The sequence below is a fragment of the Longimycelium tulufanense genome, from assembly GCF_014645795.1.
GTDB lineage: Bacteria > Actinomycetota > Actinomycetes > Mycobacteriales > Pseudonocardiaceae > Longimycelium > Longimycelium tulufanense.
This window is the reverse complement of record NZ_BMMK01000004.1, coordinates 1-20,958: the sequence shown is the minus strand read 5'-3', so window position 1 is coordinate 20,958 and position 20,958 is coordinate 1. Positions and strand designations below refer to the sequence as shown.

General features: G+C 71.0%; 21 protein-coding genes and 1 pseudogene. 10 read left to right on the top strand and 12 right to left on the bottom strand.

From position 1 onward, the window contains the following. Window positions 1-18: 18 nt before the first annotated feature. The 4 genes from IEY55_RS06260 to IEY55_RS06245 all read right to left on the bottom strand — a co-directional run bounded on the left by IEY55_RS06260 (window position 19) and on the right by IEY55_RS06245 (window position 3,088). Window positions 19-420 carry a YccF domain-containing protein gene (locus IEY55_RS06260; protein WP_189054911.1) on the bottom strand — a complete coding sequence of 134 codons (402 nt, stop codon included), beginning with the start codon at window positions 418-420 and terminating at the stop codon, window positions 19-21. 34 nt (window positions 421-454) lie between these two features. Beyond that, window positions 455-820, bottom strand: a complete 366-nt coding sequence (locus IEY55_RS06255; RefSeq protein ID WP_189054909.1) for a hypothetical protein — start codon at window positions 818-820, stop codon at window positions 455-457. Between the two features lie 204 nt (window positions 821-1,024). After that, complete coding sequence (locus IEY55_RS06250) at window positions 1,025-2,266, bottom strand: Nramp family divalent metal transporter (protein WP_189054907.1); 1,242 nt, start codon at window positions 2,264-2,266, stop codon at window positions 1,025-1,027. A gap of 231 nt (window positions 2,267-2,497) precedes the next feature. Beyond that, on the bottom strand, window positions 2,498-3,088 hold the full coding sequence (locus IEY55_RS06245) for a TetR/AcrR family transcriptional regulator (protein ID WP_189054905.1): 591 nt from the start codon (window positions 3,086-3,088) through the stop codon (window positions 2,498-2,500). Between the two features lie 84 nt (window positions 3,089-3,172). Between IEY55_RS06245 and IEY55_RS06240 the strand changes: the two genes are divergently transcribed. Further along, window positions 3,173-3,805, top strand: a complete 633-nt coding sequence (locus tag IEY55_RS06240; RefSeq protein ID WP_189054903.1) for an HAD family hydrolase — start codon at window positions 3,173-3,175, stop codon at window positions 3,803-3,805. 13 nt (window positions 3,806-3,818) lie between these two features. On the opposite strand, the gene IEY55_RS06235 is transcribed toward IEY55_RS06240, so the two are convergent. Then, window positions 3,819-4,028, bottom strand: coding sequence for a hypothetical protein (locus tag IEY55_RS06235; RefSeq protein WP_189054901.1), 210 nt, complete (start codon window positions 4,026-4,028; stop codon window positions 3,819-3,821). A gap of 274 nt (window positions 4,029-4,302) precedes the next feature. On the opposite strand from IEY55_RS06235, the gene IEY55_RS06230 reads away from it, so the two are divergent. After that, window positions 4,303-4,689 carry a cold-shock protein gene (locus IEY55_RS06230; protein WP_189055310.1) on the top strand — a complete coding sequence of 129 codons (387 nt, stop codon included), beginning with the start codon at window positions 4,303-4,305 and terminating at the stop codon, window positions 4,687-4,689. Window positions 4,690-4,989: 300 nt separating this feature from the next. Here IEY55_RS06230 and IEY55_RS06225 read toward each other — a convergent pair whose 3' ends face one another. From IEY55_RS06225 to IEY55_RS06215, 3 genes are all read right to left on the bottom strand, one after another. Further along, window positions 4,990-5,469: a DUF2771 family protein gene (locus IEY55_RS06225; RefSeq protein ID WP_229686111.1), complete on the bottom strand. Its 480-nt coding sequence runs from the start codon at window positions 5,467-5,469 to the stop codon at window positions 4,990-4,992. A gap of 11 nt (window positions 5,470-5,480) precedes the next feature. Then, complete coding sequence (locus IEY55_RS06220; protein ID WP_189055304.1) at window positions 5,481-7,289, bottom strand: MFS transporter; 1,809 nt, start codon at window positions 7,287-7,289, stop codon at window positions 5,481-5,483. Window positions 7,290-7,489: 200 nt separating this feature from the next. Then, on the bottom strand, window positions 7,490-8,284 hold the full coding sequence (locus IEY55_RS06215; protein WP_229686109.1) for a glutaminyl-peptide cyclotransferase: 795 nt from the start codon (window positions 8,282-8,284) through the stop codon (window positions 7,490-7,492). A gap of 165 nt (window positions 8,285-8,449) precedes the next feature. Between IEY55_RS06215 and IEY55_RS06210 the strand changes: the two genes are divergently transcribed. Both IEY55_RS06210 and IEY55_RS06205 read left to right on the top strand, forming a co-directional pair. Then, entirely contained in the window at window positions 8,450-9,196 is a 747-nt protein-coding gene (locus tag IEY55_RS06210) for a DUF3027 domain-containing protein (protein WP_444543285.1), read from the top strand. Window positions 9,197-9,200: 4 nt separating this feature from the next. After that, a complete protein-coding gene (locus tag IEY55_RS06205) occupies window positions 9,201-12,170 on the top strand; it encodes a sacsin N-terminal ATP-binding-like domain-containing protein (RefSeq protein ID WP_189054897.1) in 2,970 nt (989 codons plus the stop codon). A gap of 80 nt (window positions 12,171-12,250) precedes the next feature. Here IEY55_RS06205 and IEY55_RS06200 read toward each other — a convergent pair whose 3' ends face one another. Together IEY55_RS06200 and IEY55_RS06195 are read right to left on the bottom strand one after the other, a co-directional pair. Then, the gene (locus IEY55_RS06200) at window positions 12,251-12,904 is read right to left on the bottom strand and encodes a pentapeptide repeat-containing protein (protein WP_189054895.1); all 654 of its coding nucleotides are present in this window, start codon (window positions 12,902-12,904) and stop codon (window positions 12,251-12,253) included. A gap of 172 nt (window positions 12,905-13,076) precedes the next feature. Continuing rightward, complete coding sequence (locus IEY55_RS06195; RefSeq protein WP_308424728.1) at window positions 13,077-13,391, bottom strand: DUF2530 domain-containing protein; 315 nt, start codon at window positions 13,389-13,391, stop codon at window positions 13,077-13,079. Window positions 13,392-13,438: 47 nt separating this feature from the next. Here IEY55_RS06195 and IEY55_RS06190 point away from each other — a divergent pair, with 47 nt between their 5' ends. The 5 genes from IEY55_RS06190 (at window position 13,439) to IEY55_RS06170 (ending at window position 18,595) form a co-directional block, all read left to right on the top strand. Next, window positions 13,439-14,902 carry an NCS2 family permease gene (locus IEY55_RS06190; RefSeq protein ID WP_189054893.1) on the top strand — a complete coding sequence of 488 codons (1,464 nt, stop codon included), beginning with the start codon at window positions 13,439-13,441 and terminating at the stop codon, window positions 14,900-14,902. Window positions 14,903-14,996: 94 nt separating this feature from the next. Further along, window positions 14,997-15,434 (top strand): MarR family winged helix-turn-helix transcriptional regulator, encoded by a 438-nt coding sequence (locus IEY55_RS06185; RefSeq protein ID WP_189054891.1) that lies wholly within the window; start codon window positions 14,997-14,999, stop codon window positions 15,432-15,434. Window positions 15,435-15,437: 3 nt separating this feature from the next. Next, on the top strand, window positions 15,438-16,871 hold the full coding sequence (locus IEY55_RS06180; protein WP_229686107.1) for an MFS transporter: 1,434 nt from the start codon (window positions 15,438-15,440) through the stop codon (window positions 16,869-16,871). Window positions 16,872-16,976: 105 nt separating this feature from the next. Further along, window positions 16,977-17,744, top strand: a complete 768-nt coding sequence (locus tag IEY55_RS06175) for an ABC transporter permease (RefSeq protein ID WP_229686106.1) — start codon at window positions 16,977-16,979, stop codon at window positions 17,742-17,744. A 245-nt stretch (window positions 17,745-17,989) separates the two neighbouring features. Beyond that, window positions 17,990-18,595, top strand: coding sequence for an HD domain-containing protein (locus tag IEY55_RS06170; RefSeq protein WP_189054888.1), 606 nt, complete (start codon window positions 17,990-17,992; stop codon window positions 18,593-18,595). Window positions 18,596-18,768: 173 nt separating this feature from the next. On the opposite strand, the pseudogene IEY55_RS06165 reads toward IEY55_RS06170, so the two are convergent. Continuing rightward, a pseudogene (locus IEY55_RS06165) lies at window positions 18,769-18,930 on the bottom strand (Fe-Mn family superoxide dismutase); the annotation flags it as partial. Between the two features lie 9 nt (window positions 18,931-18,939). Between IEY55_RS06165 and IEY55_RS06160 the strand changes: the two are divergent. Further along, window positions 18,940-20,634, top strand: a complete 1,695-nt coding sequence (locus IEY55_RS06160) for a recombinase family protein (RefSeq protein WP_189054886.1) — start codon at window positions 18,940-18,942, stop codon at window positions 20,632-20,634. An 82-nt stretch (window positions 20,635-20,716) separates the two neighbouring features. Here IEY55_RS06160 and IEY55_RS06155 read toward each other — a convergent pair. Continuing rightward, window positions 20,717-20,958 (bottom strand): Fe-Mn family superoxide dismutase (locus tag IEY55_RS06155; protein WP_189054884.1); only part of this gene is annotated, 242 nt, incomplete at its 5' end.

The following is a 20,958-nucleotide window of genomic DNA, read 5'->3' as shown; positions in this document are numbered from 1 at the left end:
AGCGCCGCCCCACCCGGGTCAGACGCGGGGGGCGAAGGCGTAGCTGGAGTCCAGGTCGACGATGGCCTTCCCCAGCGGGAACAACGACACCGGGATCAGCTTGAAGTTCCCGAGCCCGAGCGGGATCCCGATGATCGTCAGGCACTGCAGGATCCCGGTCAGCAGGTGGCCGAGTGCCAGCCACCAGCCGGCGAACACCAGCCACACGATGTTGCCCAGGCACGAGGCCACCCCGGCGTCGGACCGGTCGACTACCGCCCGGCCGAACGGCCAGAGCGCGAACGCCGCCATGCGGAACGCGGCGATGCCGAACGGGATCGTCACGATCAGCAGACAGCAGATCACCCCCGCGATCGCGTAACCGACGGCCATGAACAGGCCGCCGAACACCAACCAGATCACGTTCAGCAGGAATTGCACGTCCCCGATTGTGCCTGGTGTGCCGGCTGACCCGTCACTCCTGGTCAGCGGTGTCCGCGGCGCGGGCGGTCGTGTCGTTCCACAACGGAATGACGGACCCGCCGGACGCCACTCCCTGGACCGGAACCGCACCGGCCGGCCATTCCGGCCCCACCTCCGCCGGCAGCACCCCGGTGAGCTGGTCGGCGAGTCGTTCCGCGTGGTCGCGCAGCAGCTCGGCCCGATGGGCCAGGGACCCGTGCCAGGACCGCTGCGCCGCGGCGAGCCGGTCCAGTAGGTCCGCCTTCAACCGCAGCCACTCGACGTGCTCCCAGCGGCTGCGTGGCTGGGCGGCGGCGATGTCGCGCATGGCGTCATCGATGGCGGCGGCGATCCGCTCCAGGTCGCGATCCGTGATCATCGGCCCCCCTCCGGGTGAATAACGGTCGCTGCGAGAGGGAGCATCGGTGGCATGCCCCGGGCACGCCCCAGTGATGCGACTCACGTCAGCCAGGGTTGCGACTACCCCCACCCCGGCAGTCGCACACCCACGTGACGGTGCGATCGCCCGTCCGTGACGCGTCGGCTCGGATCATCACCCGGTTCGCCTATCGCGACACCGGAATCAACTGCTCACGGTTAACACCACGAGAACGGCGTTCAGCGCGATCACGGCCAGTGACACAACAACGGCGAGCCCCGTGGTGATCGGATGGTTCACGGCCGCGCCCATCACCCGCCGGCTCCCCGTCAACAACACGAGCGGAACCAGCGCGAACGGGATCCCGAACGACAGCACGACCTGCGACAGCACCAGCGCCCACGTGGGGTCCATACCGAGCGCGAGCACCGCGAGCGCCAGCACCAAGGTGATCACCCGCCGCGCCAGCAGTGGCACGCGCCACCGCAGCAGGCCGTCCATGATCACCGCGCCCGCGTAGCAGCCCACGGCCGTCGAGGCGAGGCCGGAGGCGAGGAGTCCCACGGCGAACAGCAACGCGATGCCACCGCCGAGGGTCGACCCCAGTGCGCTGTGCACTCCCTCCAACGAGTCCACGCCCTCGAACCCGCGCAGCGCGCTCGCCGCCAGCAGCAGGATCGCGAGGTTCACCGCGCCCGCGACCACCATCGCGACCCCGACGTCAGCCCTTGTCGCGGCCAGCAGGCGCGGGAGCGAGCGGGAGTCGGCCCGCCCGTGCCGGTCGCGCGCCAGCGCGCTGTGCAGGTAGACCGCGTGTGGCATGACGGTCGCACCCAACATGCCGGCGGCCAGCAGCACGCTGTCCGCGCCGTCGAAGCGCGGCACCAATCCGGCGACGGTGCCGCCCGGCGCCGGCGGTGACACCAGCAACCCGGCGGCGAACCCGACCGCGATCACCACGAGCATGGCGGTGACCAGCCGCTCGAACGGACGTTGCCCACGCCGGTCCTGGGTGAGCAGGAGGACGGTCGACACCACACCCGTGATCAGGCCGCCCCACAACAACGGAACGTCGATCAGCAGCTTGAGCGCGATCGCTCCGCCCAACACCTCGGCAAGGTCGGTGGCCATCGCCACCAGCTCGGCCTGTGCCCAGTAGGCCAGCCGGACAGGCCCGCGGAGCTGGTCCCGCACCGCCTCGGGCAACGTCGCGCCGGTGGCCAACCCCAGCTTCGCCGACAGGTACTGCACCAGCCCGGCCATCACGTTGGCCGCCACCAACACCCACACCAACAGGTAGCCGTAGCGGGCACCCGCCGTGGTGTTGGTCGCGACGTTGCCCGGGTCGACGTAGGCGATCGCGGCAACGAGGGCCGGTCCCAACAGGGCGGCGCCAGACCGCATCCGGGGCAATGCGGTCCGAACGGCTTCGCCCACCGAGACCATGCGCACCACCCCCGCGGATCAGCCAACTTGTCGCAAACCTTATGCAACAAGGCTCTGATCGGTGCAGTGGTGCTGACCACACGGTGCCGAAGCCCGAAAACTCCTGCGGCGGCAGGTGTTGGCCCGGGAACCCCAACGCGGCCACGCCCGATCACACCGGCTGGAGGTTGATCATCCAGGGGTTCTTCTTCGGTGTGAAGAGGGTTGGCCCGGCGTGGCCGGGCCCGTGGCCTAGACCGGGAGCTGCGGCGCGAGCGCGGCAGCCCCCATCGCCGCCACCGCGTCCGCGGCCTCCTCCGGTCCGGAACTGGGCAGCACCAGATGGCTTAGGGTGAGCCGCACCAGCGAATCGGCGATCAACGCCGCGTGCCCCGTGGGCAGCCGCGGCAGGTTCTCGCGCAGGTACCGGGTCACCATCTCCGAAGCCGGCCGCACCACCGGCCCAACCCGGGTGGTGAGGAACGGCAGCAGGTCCGCGGCATGGTCGCCGACCAGGATTGCCGAGATCAACCGGTCCCGCGCCCCGTAGCGCAACGTGTACAGCGCGGCCGAGCGCAGCCCGCTCACCACGCTGGGGGCGACTCGCAGCGAGTCCGCCAGTCCGTCCAGGAAGTGTGCGGAGGCCCGTTCGGCCACCGCGGTCGCCAGCCCCGTCTTGTCCCCGAACTCGTTGTAGACGGTCTGCCGGCTCACCCCGGCGGCCTTGGCCACGTCGACCATGCGAAAGCCCCGGAACCCGTGCTCGGCGAGCAGGTCCGTGGCGGCGTCGAGTAGTTCCTCGCGCAGCGACGCGCGGACGCGTTGCCGCAGGCTTGACTCCACTGGCGCAGTCTTGACACGGTCCGCAAACCCGTCAAGTACCTCAACCGGGGGATGCGTCTCGTCGAACGGCGTAGGGTGGCTCGAGTGCCGTTGACCGTGGGCTTCGACCTCGACATGACCCTGATCGATCCGCGACCCGGCATGGTCCGCGCGTTCGAGGTCCTCGAGGCCGAGACCGGCATCCCACTGGACGGCGAGGAGTTCGCGGCCAACCTCGGCCCGCCGCTGCCGACCGTGTTCGCCGGCTACGGCCTGGACCAGGACACCATCGACGCGCTGGTCACCCGGTTCCGGGTCATCTACCCCGAGGCCGTGGTGCCCGCCACCGTGGACCTGCCCGGCGCGGCCGAGGCGCTCGCCGCCGTCCGCGCCGCCGGCGGCCGCACCCTCGTCGTGACCGGCAAGTACGCGCCGAACGCGGAGCTGCACCTCCGGGCGCTTGGCTGGACCGTCGACGAGGTCGTCGGGGAGCTGTGGTCCTCCGGCAAGGGCGCGGCACTGCGCGAGCACGGCGCCTCGATCTACGTCGGCGACCACGTGGGCGACATGAAGGGGGCCCGGGCCGCCGGTGCCGTCGCCGTGGGGGTGACGACCGGGCCCTGCACGACCGACGAACTGTCCGTGGCCGGGGCCGACGTCGTGCTCGCGGATCTGACCGGCTTCCCCGCCTGGCTCGACCAGCACCTGTCCGGGCACCGGGACGTCGCGGCCGGCTGACGAGCGGGTCCGCCTAGCGGCGGCGCCCCTTCCGGACCAGCGCGAACACGCCCAGCGCGAGCCCGGCCGGCAGGCACAGCCCCGCGACCATGTTCAACCACACCGGCAGCTCGGCGTGCCCGGTCGCGTACAGCCCGAAGATCACGACGAACGCGAGCAGGCCGACGGCGAACAACGCCACCGCGACCGGAAACAACCTGGTGCCACCAGCTCGAGCCGTCACGCCGACGAGCTTAGGCCGACCGGGGGTGGTCGGTGGTCCGGGAGGGTGGGCGACGCGACCGGCGCCACGCCGCCGACCAGCTCTGGTACCGCCTGCGCCGTTCGAGTGGGATCTTGGTGATGGTGCGGAGCAGAGAATGTTGCTTCGCACCGCAGGCGGTGTGCTCGCTACGCTTGGGTCGCGCGTCCCGGGCACGCCTGGGGCGCGTTCGTCGTGCGCGGGCCGCAAGGTCCGCGCCCGACGTGGACCAGCAGACGAGGGAACGGTGAGGACAGTGCCAACCGGCAGGGTCAAGTGGTACGACGCGGACAAGGGCTTCGGCTTCGTGACCCAGGACGGTGGGGAGGACGTCTACGTGCGCGCCTCCGCATTGCCCCAGGGCGTCGCGGCGTTGAAGACCGGGCAGCGCGTCGAGTTCGGCGTGGCCGAGGGCCGGCGTGGGCCGCAGGCGCTGTCGGTCAAGCTCGTCGACCCGCTTCCGTCGGTGGTGGAGGCACGCCGGCGCCCCGCCGAGGAGTTGCACGGCCTCATCGACGACATGATCAAGTTGCTGGAAGCCAAAGTGCAGCCGGAGCTGCGCCGCGGTCGTTACCCCGACCGCAAGGCCACCAAGCGCATCGCCGAGGTCGTGCGTGCCGTGGCACGGGAGCTGGAGCCGTAACCGGTCGGTTCGTCAGCGGGTGGATCCGGCTCACAACGATCCGGTGAGCCGGGCCAGCTCGGTCTGACCACGGAACTGGGTGCGCGATCCGCGTGCAGATTGCGCACCCACCGTGTCTTGTGACGCGCCTCGCGAAGGAGGCCGCGTCTCACGGTCGGCCGTAGCGCGGCTGGGTCGGGGAGTGCGTCAGCAGCACCGGGGCACCTCGGGGCACATCGCGACCAACCTGGTCGAGGTGGACCCGCCCCCACGGGGGAGAGCCGTTTCGGCATGGCCCGAGACCCGGGTGACCGGCCGCGGTCAGGACCGGTCGTCGACGGAGAGCACCCACGTCGCTCGGGCCGGGAAGTCGACCCCGCCGTCGGGACGCTGCAGCATCACCGCACCGAACTGGTGGATCTCCGCGGTCTCCAGCTGGGCGCCGGCTTCGGGCAGGCGCAGCGAGTAGGCGAGCTGCTCGCCGGGCCGGAAAACCTCGCTGCGGCCGTCCACGCGCTCGCCGCCGGGCAGCCGGTAACGGAACACCACCTGCCACGGGGCCGCGGCGATCTCCTTGGCGACCGAGATCTGCAGCGGCTTGCCCGCCGGCACCCGGAGCACGGCCTCGGCCTGCGGGTCGGCGCCGCAGTTCTCCAGGTTCTCGTCGCAGAACTGGGTGGGGCCCACGGCCACGGTCCGGTTGTTCGCGAAGAACGACACCTCGGGCCGGGGTGGGGCCGAGCAACTCGCCGCGAGCAGCCCCACGCCCGCGACCAGCACCAGGGTCCAACGACGAAGCACGAGCACCGACCCTACGTGGTGGAGGAGGGCCGTTCCGCGCCGGGGACCGGCTCGCCCGTGCCGTCCCACCGCCCGTCCCAGCGTGCGTCCCGCCGTCCGTCCCGGCGCACCCGGCCGGAGTCCCCGCCGGCCCGACGTTCCGGTTCCGCCGGTTGCCGGCGGTGCGGGCGCCGCCCGGTCCGTGCCGTCCGGCGGGTCCGGGACGGCCGCTCCGACCGCTGGCCACCCAGGGCCGGAATCAGTGACGTGCCGCGGTGCAGCATCAGGGTCTGCACCAGGCCCAGCGCCAGGACCCCGCCGGCCACCGCGAACCCGATCCACCAGCGGGCCGGCAGCAGCAGGCCGATCGCGCCGCCGAACACCCAGGCGAGCTGCAGGACGGTCTCCGAGCGGCCGAACGCGGACGCCCGGGACTCCTCCGGCATGTCGTGCTGGATCACCGCGTCCAGGCAGCCCTTGGCCAACGCACTCGCGGTCGCGCCGACGAGGCCGACCACCGCGGCCGTGGTGATCCCCTCGGCGAGAGCGGCGAACAACGTGGCCGCCAGCGCGCCGCTCAGGCAGCCGATGATCACCTGGTCCGGCTTCTCGAAGTGCAGCCGCGCACCGATGCCGTTACCGAGGAAGCCGCCGGCGCCGGCGGCCACACCGATCACCCCGAGCAGCAGCACCTGCCGCAGCGGGGAGTGCTCGGTCTCGCCCTTGATCACGAACGCCGCGAACAGGGTGAGGAAGCCGGTGAGCACGCGGATGGTGGAGCTTCCCCACAGCGCCACCACCACGTGCCTGCCCATCGGCTGCCAGCGCGGCCGGTCCGGCCGGTCCCGCAGGGACGCCGGCACCTCGCCCTCGGTGGCCTCCACCCAGGCGGGGATGCGCAGGCACAGCATGGCGCCGCCGATACAGAGCGCGGCCGTGTACCAGAGCGCGCCGGGGGAGTCGAAGAGCTTGGCGAAGCCGGCTGCCACCGCACCGAACGCGGCCCCGGAGACCAGGCCGAACATCGTCAGCCGGGCATTGGTCTTGACCAGGGTGATCTCCGGCGGCAGGACCCGTGGCGTGACGGCGGCCCGCAGCACGCTGAAGGACCGGGACAGCACCATCGTGCCCAGCGCCGCCGGATACAGCAGCCAGTCGTCGAAGTGCAACGCCATCACGGCCGCGAGCACGGCCCGGCCGACGAAGGAGGCGGCCAGGGCGAGCCGCCGCCCGCGCTGCAGGCGATCCAGTGCCGGCCCGATCACGGGCGCGACCACCGCGAACGGCGCCACCGTGATCAGCAGGTAGAGCGCGACCTTGCCCTTGCTCTCGGCCGTCGCCGCGGAGAAGAACAGGGTGTTGGCCAGGGCGACCGCGATCGCGGCGTCGATCGCGTAGTTCGCCATCGTGGCGTAGGTCAGCCTCGCCAGGCCGGACTTGTCGGCGCCGTCGGCGTGTGCGGCACGCCGGAAGGCGTGCACCGCCTGCTGGGTAAGCTGCCGGCTCCGCCACATCGCGACCCGGGTGACGGTGATCTTCCGGGGCGGCCGGGTGGCCGCGGGCCGCTCGGCGTCCTGCTCCGGTAAGGGTCGGGTGCCGTGGGGAGGGTGCCCGGTCGGTGGCGTCGACAGGGGACGCGTGCGGTGCCCGGCGCCGAGCGGATCCCGGGTTGGTTCGGTGGGCGCCCACTCGACCGGGGTCGGCCGGGGCCGGAGCTGCCGGGTCGGTCGGGGCGCGGGCGGCGGGGAACCCGTCGAAGAGGACGCCGTGTAGTCGGGGTCGTCCTGCCACGGATAGCGGCGGTCCGCGGCGGAGGCGGCCGGGGACGCAGGGTCGGGCATGCCGGTGGGGACGTCCCGACCCGTCCTGCGACGCCCGGCACCCCAGCCCTTGCGCGCACCGCCGGGCTGATCAGCAGGACCGGACCGAACCACGAACCCAATCCTGCCGTAACCGGTGCCCCGATCGCGTGCGCTTCACCACCGCGCCGGCGTGGTTTTTGCCGCTTGGCCCGCTTCGGGCTGCCTTGTCCGGTTCCGGCTCAGTCGCCGGCGGGCACGAACTGGACCCGGAAGATGCTCGGCCAGCGCTTCCCGGTGACCAGGAATTCCGTCGTCCCCGGCACCGCGGCGACGCCGTTGAGCACGTCCGCCCCGGCGGCCTGATCGGCCGGGAGGAGCCCACCGGCGTCCACCACCCCGGTCACCTGGCCCGAGGCCGGGTCGATCCGAAGGATCTCGTCGCTGCCCCAGACGTTCGCCCACACCGAGCCGGCCACGCACTCCAGCTCGTTGAGCCGCCTCTGCTCGCCACCACCACGGCGCACGACGACCTCCCCCGTGCGCTCGAACGTGACCGGGTCCCGGAACGTGAGGCGGGCGCTGCCGTCGCTCATCACCAGCCGGCCGCCCGCCCGGTCGAAGCACAACCCCCAGCCCTCGCCGGGATAGGAGACCTGGCGCGTCTGCCGCAACGTCGAGCGGTCCCACTCGACCGCGACGCCGTTCCGCCACGTCAGTTGCCAGATCCGGTCGCCGACGACGGTCACGCCCTCGCCGAACAGCGGCGGCGCGAGTTCAGCCTGCCGCCGCACCCGTCCCGTCTCCGGTTCCACCTCGCGCAGGCTGGATTCACCCACCAGGCCGGTCCCCTCGTAGAGCACCCCGTCGGCGAGTTCCAGGCCCTGGGTGAACGCCGACGGGTCGTGCGGCAGCACGGCAAGTACCTCGGGTCGCAGCCGCTCCGCGGGGTCGGCGTGGCCGAGCGCACCGGCGCAGCCGGCGACGAGCAACCCCGCGGTGAGCACACCGGCGATCGGAAACCCTGGCCGTCGCACGCGCTCCAGCGTGGCACGCCCACCGCCCGGATGCGGGGTGAGTCGGGATCGGGCAGGTGGGGCACAATCAGGGACGTGACGCCAACCCCCATCGCAGGACAACGCCCGTCGGGGGCGCTCGGTTCCGGGCAGGTCGGCGGCACGGCCGGGCAGACCCCGGATCCCGTGCTGGCCGGCGCGGTCGAGCTCGCCCGCGAGGCCGCACTGGAGGAGGCCGGCGTCGAGGGGGTCGGCGAGCACGTCGGGGTGCAGGCCGAGGACTCCGCCGCCGCCACCCACCTGTTCGAGGCGTTGCACGCCGGGTACGTCGGCTGGCGCTGGGCGGTGACCGTGGCGCACGCCGGCCCGGACGAGCCGGTCACCGTCAGCGAGGTCGTGCTGCTGCCCGGCCCGGACGCCCTGGTCGCCCCGGACTGGGTGCCCTGGCAGCAGCGGGTGCGCGCGGGCGATCTCGGGGTGGGCGACCTGCTGCCCACCACCCGGGACGACCCACGGCTGCTCCCGGCCTATCTGTACAGCGACGACCCCGCCGTGGAGGAGGTCGCCCGGGAGATCGGTCTGGGCCGGGTACGGGTGATGTCCCGGCAGGGCCGCCTGGAAGCCGCCGACCGGTGGTATCGCGGCGAGTTCGGCCCGCGCAGCGAGATGGCCAGGAGCGCGCCGGCCAGCTGTGGCACGTGCGGCTTCTACCTGCCGGTCGCCGGGTCCCTGCGCGCCGCCTACGGCGTCTGCGGCAACGCGCTCTCCCCCGCCGACGGCCACGTGGTGCACACCGAGTACGGCTGCGGCGCGCACTCCGAGGCGGAGATCGACACCTCGCCGCAGGTGCCGGTGGCCGAGCTGGTCTACGACGACTCCGTGCTCGACGTCGAGCCGACGCGGCGGCGGGGGCGGTCGGAACGGGGCTCGTGAGGCCATGACCGCCGACCCGTTCGGCACGGCCGCCCTGCGTGGTGCGGTGCTGGACGCCTGGCGCGGCTCGCCGACCCGGTTCCGGGAGGACGCGAACGCCGAGGAGGACCTGCACTACGGCGGCTACCGCGACCGGCTGCTTGTCGAGCTGGCACAGAACGCCGCGGACGCGGCCGCGCACGCGGGTCAGCCGGGCCGGATCCGGCTGACGGTGGTCGACGGCGAGCTGCGGGTCGCCAACACGGGCGCTCCGCTGGACGCGGCCGGGGTGGCGGCACTCGCATCGCTACGCGCTTCCGCGAAACGAGCCTCCGGCACGGTCGGCCGGTTCGGCGTGGGCTTTGCTGCCGTGCTCGCGGTGACCGATGCGCCCCGTGTCGTCTCGACGAGCGGCGGGGTCGCGTTCTCCGCGGACCGCACCCGGGCGGAGATCGCCGGTATGGCCGGGCCGGCGGAGGAAGTCGGCAGCAGGGCCGGCGCGGTTCCGGTGCTGCGCCTGGTGTGGCCGACCGAGCCCGACGAGCCCGCCCCACCGCCGGGTTTCGACACCGAGGTCCGGCTCCCGCTGCGGACCGACGTCGATGCCGACGCGCTGCTGGCCGCATGCGCCGAGCAGGCCGCCGACCTTCTGCTGGCATTGCCGTGGCTGAACCGGATCGAGGTCGGCGGTGCTGTGTGGCGACGGGAGGACGAGCCCGGGGGCCGTGTTGCGGTGCACGGTGGCGGACGGACCACCCGCTGGTTGCTGCGGCGGGAGCACGGCCGACTCGCCGGACCCGAACTGAGCGGGTTGGCTACCGAGGCGCGGGAGCGTCCTGAGTGGACGGTGTGCTGGGCGGTTCCACTGGCGGGCAACGATGTTCCCGCGCCGCTACAGGAGGATGTGCTGCACGCGCCGACGCCGACGGACGAGAGGTTGTCCCTCCCGGCGCGGTTGCTGGCCACCCTGCCGGTGGAGCCCTCGCGCCGCCGGCTGCTCCCCGGCCCGGCGACGGACGCGGTGCTGGACGCCGCTGCGGCCGCGTACCCGGAGCTGGTGCTCGCTGTGCCCGCCGAGCATCGCACCGCGCTGGTTCCGCTCCCGGAGTTCCCGCTGTCCGAAGTGGACGGTGAGCTGCGGGATCGGGTGTTGGGGCGGCTGCGGGACACCGAGTGGTTGCCCGCGGCCGAGTCGGACCAGCTCCGTGCGCCGGCCGTCGCCCGTGTCCTGGACACCCCGCAGGACGATCTCGTCGCCCTGCTCGCCGATGTGCTGCCCGGCCTACTGGCGGCCGAACTTGCGGCGCCGCGGCACGCACAGGCGTTGGCCGCGCTGCACGTGCCACGGGTGCGGCCGGCGGACATCGCGGCGGCGCTCGCCGAGGTCGAGCGAGAACCGGCGTGGTGGGGACGGCTCTACGTCGCACTGGAAGGTGTGGTGGCCGCGGATCCCGCTGCGCGCGAGGAACTCGGCGCGCTTCCGGTACCCCTGGTCGATGGGCGTACCGTGACCGGACCGCGGGACGTCCTGCTGCCGGAGGCGGATCGCGCCACCCTGGACGCACTGTCCGGTGTGGACACTTCTGGCCTGCGCATCGCGCACAGCGAGGCCGCACACGCGTTGCTCGAACGACTCGGCGCCCGGCGCGCGGGGCCGATGGAACTGCTGGAGGCGTTGCGGGAGGCCGTCGAGCGCAGCGTCGAGGACGCCGAGGCCGGGGTGGACGTCGCCGCACTCGTCGACGCCGTCCTGCTGCTCGCCGACCGGGCCGGCCTGCACCCCGGTGAGCTGCCATGGCTGGCCGCCCTGGCGTTGCCAAACACCGAGGGCGAGCCCTGCCGTGCCGACGAGCTGGTCCTGCCCGGCTCGGCGCTGCTCGAGGTACTCGCCGAGGACGCCCCGCTCACCGCGCTGTCGGACAAGGTGGCCAACAGCTGGCCGAGCAGCCTGCTCACCGCGATCGGCGTGCTCGAGAGGTTCCCGGTGCTGGTCGACGACGCGCCCGGCGGTCCGGACCACGAGCTGGCCGACGAGGAGGAGTGGTGGACCAGCCGCCCGGCGCCGCCCGCCCGGCTGGAGGCCGTGCGCGACCTCGACCTCGTCGCCGAGGACCGCTGGCCCGAGGCGTTGCGCATCCTCGCCCACGATCCGGACGCGCGACGGGTGCTGCGCGAGCCGGGCTACACGACCTGGTGGCTGGCCCGGTACGCGCGGCTGGGCGGCCGGCCGCCCCGGCACTGGTGCCTGGCCGACGCCGAGGATCTGGTGGGGCTGTACGAGATCGTGCCGGCCGAGGCCGCGACCGACCTCGACCCCGCGGTGTTGGCCGCGGCCGGGGTCCGCGCCGGTCTCACCGTGGCCGACGCCGACGACGCCGCGGACCTGTTGGCGCGCCTGGGCGACCCGGAGCGGTGGGTGGCCGCCGGCACCGCGCTGCGGGCGCACGCCGCGCTCGCCGAGGCCGTGGTCGACCACCGGCTGGACCCGGCCGCGCTCGACCCTCCCGCGCGGGTGCGTGCCCTGTCCGGCACCGTCGTGTCGGCTGACCGGGCCGTGGTGCTCGACGTGCCATGGGTGCTCGGGGTACTCGGCCCGGACCGCGTGGTCGCCGGCGACCGGGCGCACGCCGAACCGCTCGCCGAGCTGCTCGACCTGCCCCTGGCCGGGGACGAGATCGTGGCCGAGGTGCGCGACGAGGGGCGGGAGCTGCCGTGGTCGGAGCTCGACGGGGTGCCCGAGGCGTGCGGCCTGCTGGGCCGCGAGCTGCCCGAGGACCCGCTCGTCGTGCACGAGCGGCTGGTCGTCCGGGTTGAGGACGCCGAAGTGGCGGTGCCCTGGTGGATCGACGACGACGGCGTGTTGCACGCGGTGGACGACCCGGCCGGGCTCGCCCGCGCGTTGGCCTGGGCGACCGGCCGATGGTCGGAACGCCACCTGCTGGCCGCCCTGCTCGGTGAGCCCGAAGGACCCTCCCCGGTCACCCTCCTGGCTTGATGAGCCAACATGGCAATCCTGGATGACTCGGCCAAGATGTATCTGGGACCACTGCACTCCCCCAGTTGGTACACCGCGGCTCACGACGGTGGGGAGTCGGCGAAGGAGGAGCGCAGGTCGGGCAGGCGGTTCGGCAGGACCGTGACGGACGCGCCGCGGCCGTTGAGCCAGCTGGCGAGCTCGTCCTCGTGCAGGTCCCGATCATCCACGTGTGTCGGGCCGTAGAGACTGCCGGTGAGCCCCCGGACGATCGTGCTCCTGTCGATCCAGACATCGAACGAGGTGCGGTCCAGCCTGGCGTAGGTGAGGTCCGCGCCGCGTAGGTCGAGCCGGACCAGGCCGGCCTCGGTCAGCGTCGCGGTGTGCAGGTCGGCGCGCAGGGCGGTGGCCCCCCACAGCGACGCCTTGTGCAGGATGGCGTGCTCCACGCACGCATCGCTGAGGTCCGAGCTGTCCAACTCGGCGCCGGCCAGGTGGGCGTTGGTGAGGTTGGCGCCGGCCAGCCGTGCCCCGTTGAGGTGGGCGTTGGTCAGCTCGGCCCCCGAGAGCACGACCCCACGCAGGTCGGCGTCGTTGAGCCAGGCCCCCGCGAGATCCGCCCCGGTCAGGTTCGCTCCCCGGAAGTCCAGGCCGTCGGCGAACAACGCGCCACCCGGCTCGTTGAGCCACGCCTGCAGGGCCCGGACCGCGTCCGGGTCCTCCGGCCACGCTTCGACCGCGCGCTGGGTGTCCATCTCGCACCGTCCGTGAGTCCTGGTACGAGTACACACCGCACGCCGCTGTCGCGCCTACCGGCAACGGTGGCGAACCCGACCTGTCACCGGCCCGACCGAAGATCGGCCTGCTCGGAGAGTCCCGGCAGCCTGTGGGCACAACTACGCCCCGCTTGGCCGGGCCCCGCGCGATCTAGAGGCCCTGCTGCGCCCCGCGCGAGCCGCGCCGCGCGGCGGACCGCTGCCACCGGATCACCAGGAAGCCGATCCCGCCCAGCACCCAACCGGCGAGTGCGGTCCACAGCCACACCGTGGGGCCGTCCCCCAACAGCACCTGGGTCACCAGCAGCACGCAGAAGACGACGAACCACGCCGCGCTGCCGACCGCGACGACCGGGTCCGGGTTGACCAGGGCCCGCGGCAACGACGGGAGGGCCCGCGGCTCGACCGGTCCCCCGGCCGGCCGTTCCGGCCCGAAATCCGGGTCGCGTTCCCTCGCCTCCACCACGTCAGGCAGGCTACCTGCCGCAACACGTCCCACTAACGGGGGAGAGGATGGCGACCACCACGATCACGCGCTCCGCGCTGGACCGCTTCTTCAAGATCTCCGAGCGCGGCTCCACCCTCGGCCGTGAGGTCCGCGGTGGGGTGGTCACGTTCGTGACCATGGCCTACATCATCGTGCTCAACCCGCTCATCCTCGGCAGCTTCTCCGCCGACGACGCGGCGGCCAAGCGCGACGTGCTGGGCAACATCCTCCCGGTCCCGCAGGTGGCCGCGGTCACCGCGTTGGTGGCCGGTGTGCTGACGATCCTGTTCGGGCTCGTCGCCAACTACCCGTTCGCGCTGGCCACCGGCCTGGGCATCAACACCCTGGTCGCGGTGACCATCGCCCCGCAGATGACCTGGCCGGAGGCGATGGGCCTGGTCGTGGTGGACGGCCTGATCATCCTGCTGCTCGTGGCCACCGGCTTCCGCACCGCCGTCTTCAACGCGGTACCCAGGGAACTGAAGGCCGCGATCTCGGTCGGCATCGGCATGTTCATCTGCTTCATCGGCCTGGTCGATGCCGGCTTCGTGCGGCGGCTGCCCGACTCGGCGCACACCACCGTCCCGGTGGGGCTGGGGATCGACGGCTCGATCGCCTCCTGGCCGACCGCGGTGTTCGTGTTCGGCCTCCTGCTCACCGGGGTGCTGGTTGCCCGCCGCGTGCGTGGCGGGCTGCTCGTCGGCGTGCTGACCACCACCGTGCTGGCCATCGCGGTGGAGGCGATCGTCCACGTCGGACCGTCGAAGGGCGGCAACCCGAAGGGTTGGGGCCTCGGTTACCCGGCCGTGCCGGACAGGCTGTTCGACCTGCCGGACCTGTCGCTGGTGGGCGACTTCTCGTTCGGTGCCTGGAGCCGGCTGCCCGCGGTCACGGTGGCACTGCTGGTGTTCAGCCTGGTGCTGGCCAACTTCTTCGACGCGATGGGAACCATGACCGGGCTGGGCAAGGAGGCCGGGCTGGTGGACAGGGACAACCAGCTTCCCGGCGTGGGGAAGGCGTTGTTCGTGGAGGGTGTGGGCGCCGTGGCAGGCGGCGCCGGGTCGTCCTCGTCCAACACGGTGTTCGTGGAGTCGGCGTCCGGCATCGCCGAGGGGGCCAGGACCGGGCTGGCGAACGTGGTGACCGGGCTGCTCCTGCTCGCCGCGATGTTCTTCACGCCGCTCTACCAGGTGATTCCGCTGGAGGCGGCGGCACCGGCGCTGGTGATCGTCGGGGCGTTGATGATCGGCCAGATCCGGGAGATCGACTTCACCGACTTCTCGATGGCGTTGCCAGCCTTTCTCACCATCGTGGTGATGCCGTTCACCTACTCCATCGCCAACGGCATCGGCGCCGGCTTCGTCAGCTACGTGCTGCTGCGCGCCGTGTCCGGGCGGGCCCGGTCCGTGCATCCGCTGATGTGGGTGGTGGCGGTGGCCTTCCTGGCCTACTTCGGGATCGGCCCGATCCGGGCCGCACTGGGGGCGTAACTCGTGCCGACGGGCCGCTCCAGGCGAGGGGAGAGTGGCCCTTCTCGCACGTCAACCACAGTTCGAGAGGCAGATCGTGAGGTATGCTAACGACGTGTCGGGTCGTGAAGAGGAGCACGAGCCGTCGCTGGCCAGCCGGCTGCGACTGGCGGTGGTGCGCCTCAACCGACGCCTCCGGGCCCAGCGCACCGACTCGTCGGTGACGTTGACCCAGATCTCGGCCCTGTCCTGCCTGTACAACTGGGGCCCGATGACCCCGGGTGAGCTCGCCGCGAAGGAGGGCGTCCAGCCCCCCTCGATGACCCGCGTGATCGCCGCGCTGGAGGAGCACGGGTTCGCCAGCCGGCGCCCGCACCCCACCGACGGCCGGCAGGCGATCGTCGAGGTGACCCAGGCGGGCCGGGACTTCGTGCGGGCCGAGGTGTGCGCCCGCGAGCGGTGGCTCGACCGGAGGCTTGCCGACCTGGACGAGGAAGAGCGGGAGGTGCTCTCCCGCGCCGCGGAGATCATCGACAGGATGGCGGGGCAGTAACGAGTGACGACGCACGCGAGTGGCCGTGAAGTCCAACCCTCGGGCGACACCAGCCACCCGCCGGACGTCGTTCCCTCCGCGCGACCCGAGACCGGTCGGCACCGGGACCCCTGTCGCGCCGACCCCGTCGCACCCGTCCCGACCGCCGCCCGACCTGGCGAGGAGTCCGGGCGGCGCGGCGGCATGTTCGCCTCCCTGCGCGTCCGCAACTACCGGCTCTTCGCCTCCGGACAGGTGGTGTCGCTGGTCGGTACCTGGATGCAGCGGGTGGCGCAGGACTGGCTGGTGCTGCAGCTGTCCGGAGGCAACGCGCTGGCACTGGGCATCGTTGCCGCCCTGCAGTTCCTGCCGACCCTGTTCCTCTCGCTGTGGGCGGGCATGCTCGCCGACCGCTACGACAAGCGGAAGCTGCTGCTGGCCATCCAGACCGGCATGGGCCTGACCGCGCTGGTCCTCGGCCTGCTCGACGTCACCGGCGCGGTCCAGCTCTGGCACGTCTACCTGCTCGCCCTGCTGCTGGGCGTGTTCGGCGCCCTGGACACCCCGGTACGCCAGGCGTTCGCCCACGAGATGGTGGGCCGCGACCAGCTGACCAACGCCGTGGCGCTGAACTCGATGACCTTCAACGCCGCGCGGATCGTCGGCCCCGCCGTTGCCGGCGTCGCGATCACCATGGTCGGCACGGGCTGGGTCTTCCTGGCCAACGCCGCGACCTTTGCCGGCGTGCTGGTCGGCCTGTTCCGGATGAACCCGCACGACCTGCACCGGAGCAAGCCGGTTCCGCGGCAACGCGGGCAGGTGCGGGAGGCCATGGCCTACGTGCGCCAGCGGCCCGACCTGATCATCGTGCTCACCCTGGTCGGTCTGGTCAGTACGTTCGGGCTGAATTTCCAGACCACACTCGCCTACATCGCCAGCAGCGTCTTCCACCGCGACGCCGACGGTTATGGCCTGCTGTCCACGATGCTCGCGGTCGGCACCCTCGCCGGTGCGACGCTTGCCGCCCGGCGCAGTACACGTGGTCGCCCCCGGATGCGGCTGCTCATCGGTGCCGCCGCAGCATTCGGATTGCTCGAGGCGCTGGCTGGCGTGATGCCGTACTACCTGGCGTTCGCCGCGGTACTCGTGCCGACCGGTGCGGCCACGTTGACCTTCACCACCGCTGCCAACTCGACCATGCAGCTGTCGACCGACGCCGCCATGCGCGGCCGGGTCATGGGCCTCTACGTGCTGATCTTCATCGGGTGCACGCCCGTGGGCGGCCCACTCATGGGGTGGGTGGCCAACGAGTTCGGTGGCCGGGCCCCGCTCGTGCTCGGCGGGCTGGTGTCGTTCCTGTCCGCCGTGGCCTGCGGACTCGTGCTCGCCCGGCGCGGCGGCTTCCAGCTCCGCCGGCTGCGCAGCTGGTCGGGCAGCCGCCTGCTCCGCCGGGGCTGACCGGGCGCGACAGCGGCAAGCGAAAGCGTGGCGCAGGTCGCGGGCTGCTCGCTCAGCCGCACGCTTCTGGCCAGGATCTCCCTCACCGGACGAGGGAGGATGGCCGTGATCGTGCTGAACCACGGATGGTTGTGGCTCGTAGTCGTGGGCGTGGTTTTCGTGGCCACTGCCGCCGCGGTCGGCCGTCTGGTGGGACTGTTCCCGGGCCGCCCCGTCGTCTGGGCCGCGGCACGCGCGGTCGTCCAGCTCGCGGTCGTCTCGACCATCGTCGCCGCGGTGCTCGCGTCGTTACCGTTGTCCGCGGCCTTCCTGCTCGTCATGGTCGCGGTCGCCACACTGACGTCGGCGCGCCGGGCGAAGGTCGGCTGGGCCGGGGCATGGCTCGCGCTGGCCATCGTCGGGGGTGCGTTGCCCGCGTTGGCGCTGCTCCTGGTGACCGGCGTGGTGCCGCTGGCAGGGGTGGCGGTGGTGCCGATGGGCGGGATCCTCGTCGGGGGAGCGATGACGGCCACCACCCTCGCCGTCCGGCGGGCACTGGACGCTCTGGTGCAGCGGTACGGCGAGTTCGAGGCCGCGCTGGCGTTGGGCTTCCCGGAACGTGATGCCGCGCGGGAGATCGTGCGCCGGCCCGCGGTTGACGCGTTGCTTCCGGCGCTCGACCAGACCCGGACCGTGGGCTTGGTCACGCTTCCCGGCGCGTTCGTCGGGATGTTGCTGGCCGGTGCGCCCGCATGGCAGGCCGGAGCTGTGCAGCTCATCGTGCTGTTGGCGCTGCTCGCGGTGGAGTCGGTGGCGATCGCGGTGGTGACCGAACTGGTCGCACACGGATTCGTCCGGAGGGCTTCCCAAGTTGGTGAAGTTAGGCTAACCTAATTCTCGTCCGCTTCGTGGTGGGAGCGGCAGTCAGTTCGGGAACATGCGAGACCCCGCCCTCCGCACCGGAGGGCGGGGTCTCGTGTTACCTGCCGTGCCGGGAGCAGGCACGGGCTCACCAAGTGGCAGGTCTGCACGCCCTGTGATGCTCTGCTGATACTTCGCTCGTGAGTGACGGTGGATCGTCGAGGGCTGGCGCTGGTTGGACTGCTAATTGGACTCGGCCCTGATCAAGGGGGAAGCCGATGGTGTCTTCCGATGTGCTGATCCCTGGCGCACCTGATTCGGCGCTTGCCAAGGCCGCGACCGAACTGGTCATGTCGTGTTCGCCCCGCACGCTGGCCAATCACGTCCTGCGGACATATCAGTTCGGGATGGCCCTGGCGGAGCATGACCGATTGAATCCGGATCGGGAGCTGGCGTATCTCGGGGCCGTACTGCATGACCTCGGCTACACCGAGCGGTTCGCCGGACCACGTTCCTTCGAGGTGGAAGGCGCGGATGCGGCCGCGACGTTCCTCCGCGAGCGTGGGGCGAGCGAGGAGGACGTCGCGTTGGTTCGGGACATCATCCTGCTACATCTCATTCCCGAGGCGGTGAATGACCCCCGCCCGGAGGTGGTGCTGGTCAAGATCGGTGTCTCCGCGGACAACTTCGGGCGGCGGCTGGACGACATCGATTCGAAGCTGGTAGCCGCGATCCTGGCGGGTGCGCCACGCCTGGGTTTCAAGGACTTCATTGTCAGGGCCCACAACGAGGAGGTGCGGCGGAAGCCGGACGGCACCGCGGCCATGCTGTCTCGGCAGTACGACATCACCAAGAGGTTCGCCACCGCACCGTTCGATTCGTAACCGTTGGCGACCGGTGCGGACGTCCTGACACTCGATCTTGACCGGCTTCCGCCCTCCGCCTTGTCGCCGGTAACCGGGTGACTCGGACGTGACAACAGAAAACCCCACCCTTCGAGGGTGGGGTCCTCCGTGGCAGCTTCGCTTGTCGGAGCATTCACTGCCAAGTCATTGGACTACTTGGCCTCCGGCATCCACAGCCCGCCGTTGCTGGCGGCGCGGGCCGCCTCGAACCGGCGCTGCACGTCGGCCCAGTTGACCAGCGTCCACAGCTTCTCGACGTAGTCCGGGCGCACGTTCTTGTACTGGAGGTAGTACGCGTGCTCCCAACGTTGTACGTTCTACCCATGAAGATCAGGAAGGAGCTGCTGGAGAAGTTCGGGCCACTTCCCTGGGGGGACCCGGACTGGGAGGACGAGGGAGGGGCGTATCTCCGACTCTCCGATCTGCCAACGGAGTACGAGGCTGAGAGCACGATCCGGCAGTGTGAGGTCGAACTTGGCTGGGCCCGCAGCCATCGCGTTCGGATCACTCGTGTCTATGAGGACTTGGACAAGAGCGCCTTCAAGAGGAACGTCGTCCGCGAAGACTTTGATCGGGCCATCGATGACCTCCGCAAGCGGAAGATCAAGTATCTGATCAGTGCCAAGGTGGACAGGTTCTCTCGGCGGGGCATGGGGCAGGTGGGAACCATCCTCGACGAGTTGGAGGATGTCGGTGGTGTTCTCGTGTTCGTCGCCGACGGGATTCTTTCCAACCAGACGTTCGGTCGTACCGCCTTGGCGCTGTTGTCGGAGCAGGCTCGCGCGGAGTCGAAGAATACTCAGTGGCGTGTCGGGATCTGGCACGAGTCGAATCGGAAGAAGGGGCGTTGGACTGCGGAACGCCCTTTCGGTTATGTGAAGCAGGCGGATGGGATGCTCAAGCGTCATCCTGAAGAGTGGCTTATCCGGCGTCAGGTGCTTGAGGATGCCTTGGCTGGGAAGACCTTGCGGGAGATCGCCATCGGCTTCAATGAGCAAGGGGTTGAGAGCCCGGAGATGTGGAAGTATCGCGAGAGACTGGCGGCCGGTAAGGCGGCGAAGAAGCCGGGAGCTACGACGTGGTCGACATCGACGGTGAGCTATCTGCTGCATTCTCCGACCATGGCCGGCCTCTACTCGCACGGGCGACAACCGGTTCGCGGTGAAGATGGCGAGTACATCATGGTGGTCGCTGATGAGGGGGAGGCCATTGCCACCTTCGCGGAGTGGGAGCGGGCCAAGGCGATCATCAACAAGCGGGTGAAGCACCGTCAAACCGGGCGTCGTAGGGGACAGCGCACCGGGGCTGGGCGCCCTTCGTCCTTCCTCCTGGTCGGCCTCAGTTTCTGCCCCGAGGATGGACGACTGGTCGGTGTGAACCGGACCGTGGGCGGTAAGGAATACTTCTACTACCGGTGCTGGAGGGGGACCTCCGGGCATGAGTGCACCAGGGTGTCCGTCTCGATGCGGAAGCTCAACGAACACGTGGTCGCCACTGCCCTGGAAGCGACTGCCGCCGCCCTGTCCATCGCCCATGACGAGTTGGGCCCCGGCAACCACGTCGAGAACAGCATTGCCGAGGTCTGGATCGAAGAGACCCTGCCGGACCACAGCGCGGAGCGAGCGAACGTCCGACAGCAGCTTGCCGAGGTCGAAGCCCTGATCAAAGACCTGGAGGAGGCACGCTACCTCCGCAGGGAGTTCAGCGACCCCGAGGGGCTGAAGCGATACGAGCTGCTGCGGTCCCGACAGCTTGAACAGAAGCAGAGGCTCACCGAGAAGCTGGCGGAACTCCCGGACCATCTCCCGGACCTGTCCTTCCTGCTCGACCCCACCCAGTCCCGGCAGGTGTTCAACCTGGAGAGCTTGGATCGCAAGCGCTCGATCCTCCGGCTCGCGATCGAGAAAGTGGTGGTCCACCCGGGAGACCAGACGGCGCCGATCGAAGATCGGGTCGAGATCACCTACCGTCCAGAAATTGCTGAAATGCTGAAGCGAATCAATAAGATCGCCTCATGACAAACAGAGGGCCCCGGAACATCCGGGGCCCTCTGTTTCTGGCAGCTTTGCTTGTCGGAGCATTCACTGCCAAGATATTGGACTACTTGGCCTCCGGGACCCACAGTCCGCCGTTGCTGGCGGCGCGGGCCGCCTCGAACCGGCGCTGCACGTCGGCCCAGTTGACCAGCGTCCACAGCTTTTCGACATAATCGGGACGCACATTCTTGTATTGAAGATAATATGCGTGTTCCCAGCAATCGAACACTAGTAGTGGAGTTGTGGAGATCGACAGGTTGGAGTGGTGGTCGTAGAGCTGGTGGACCACGAGTCGCTTGCCGATGG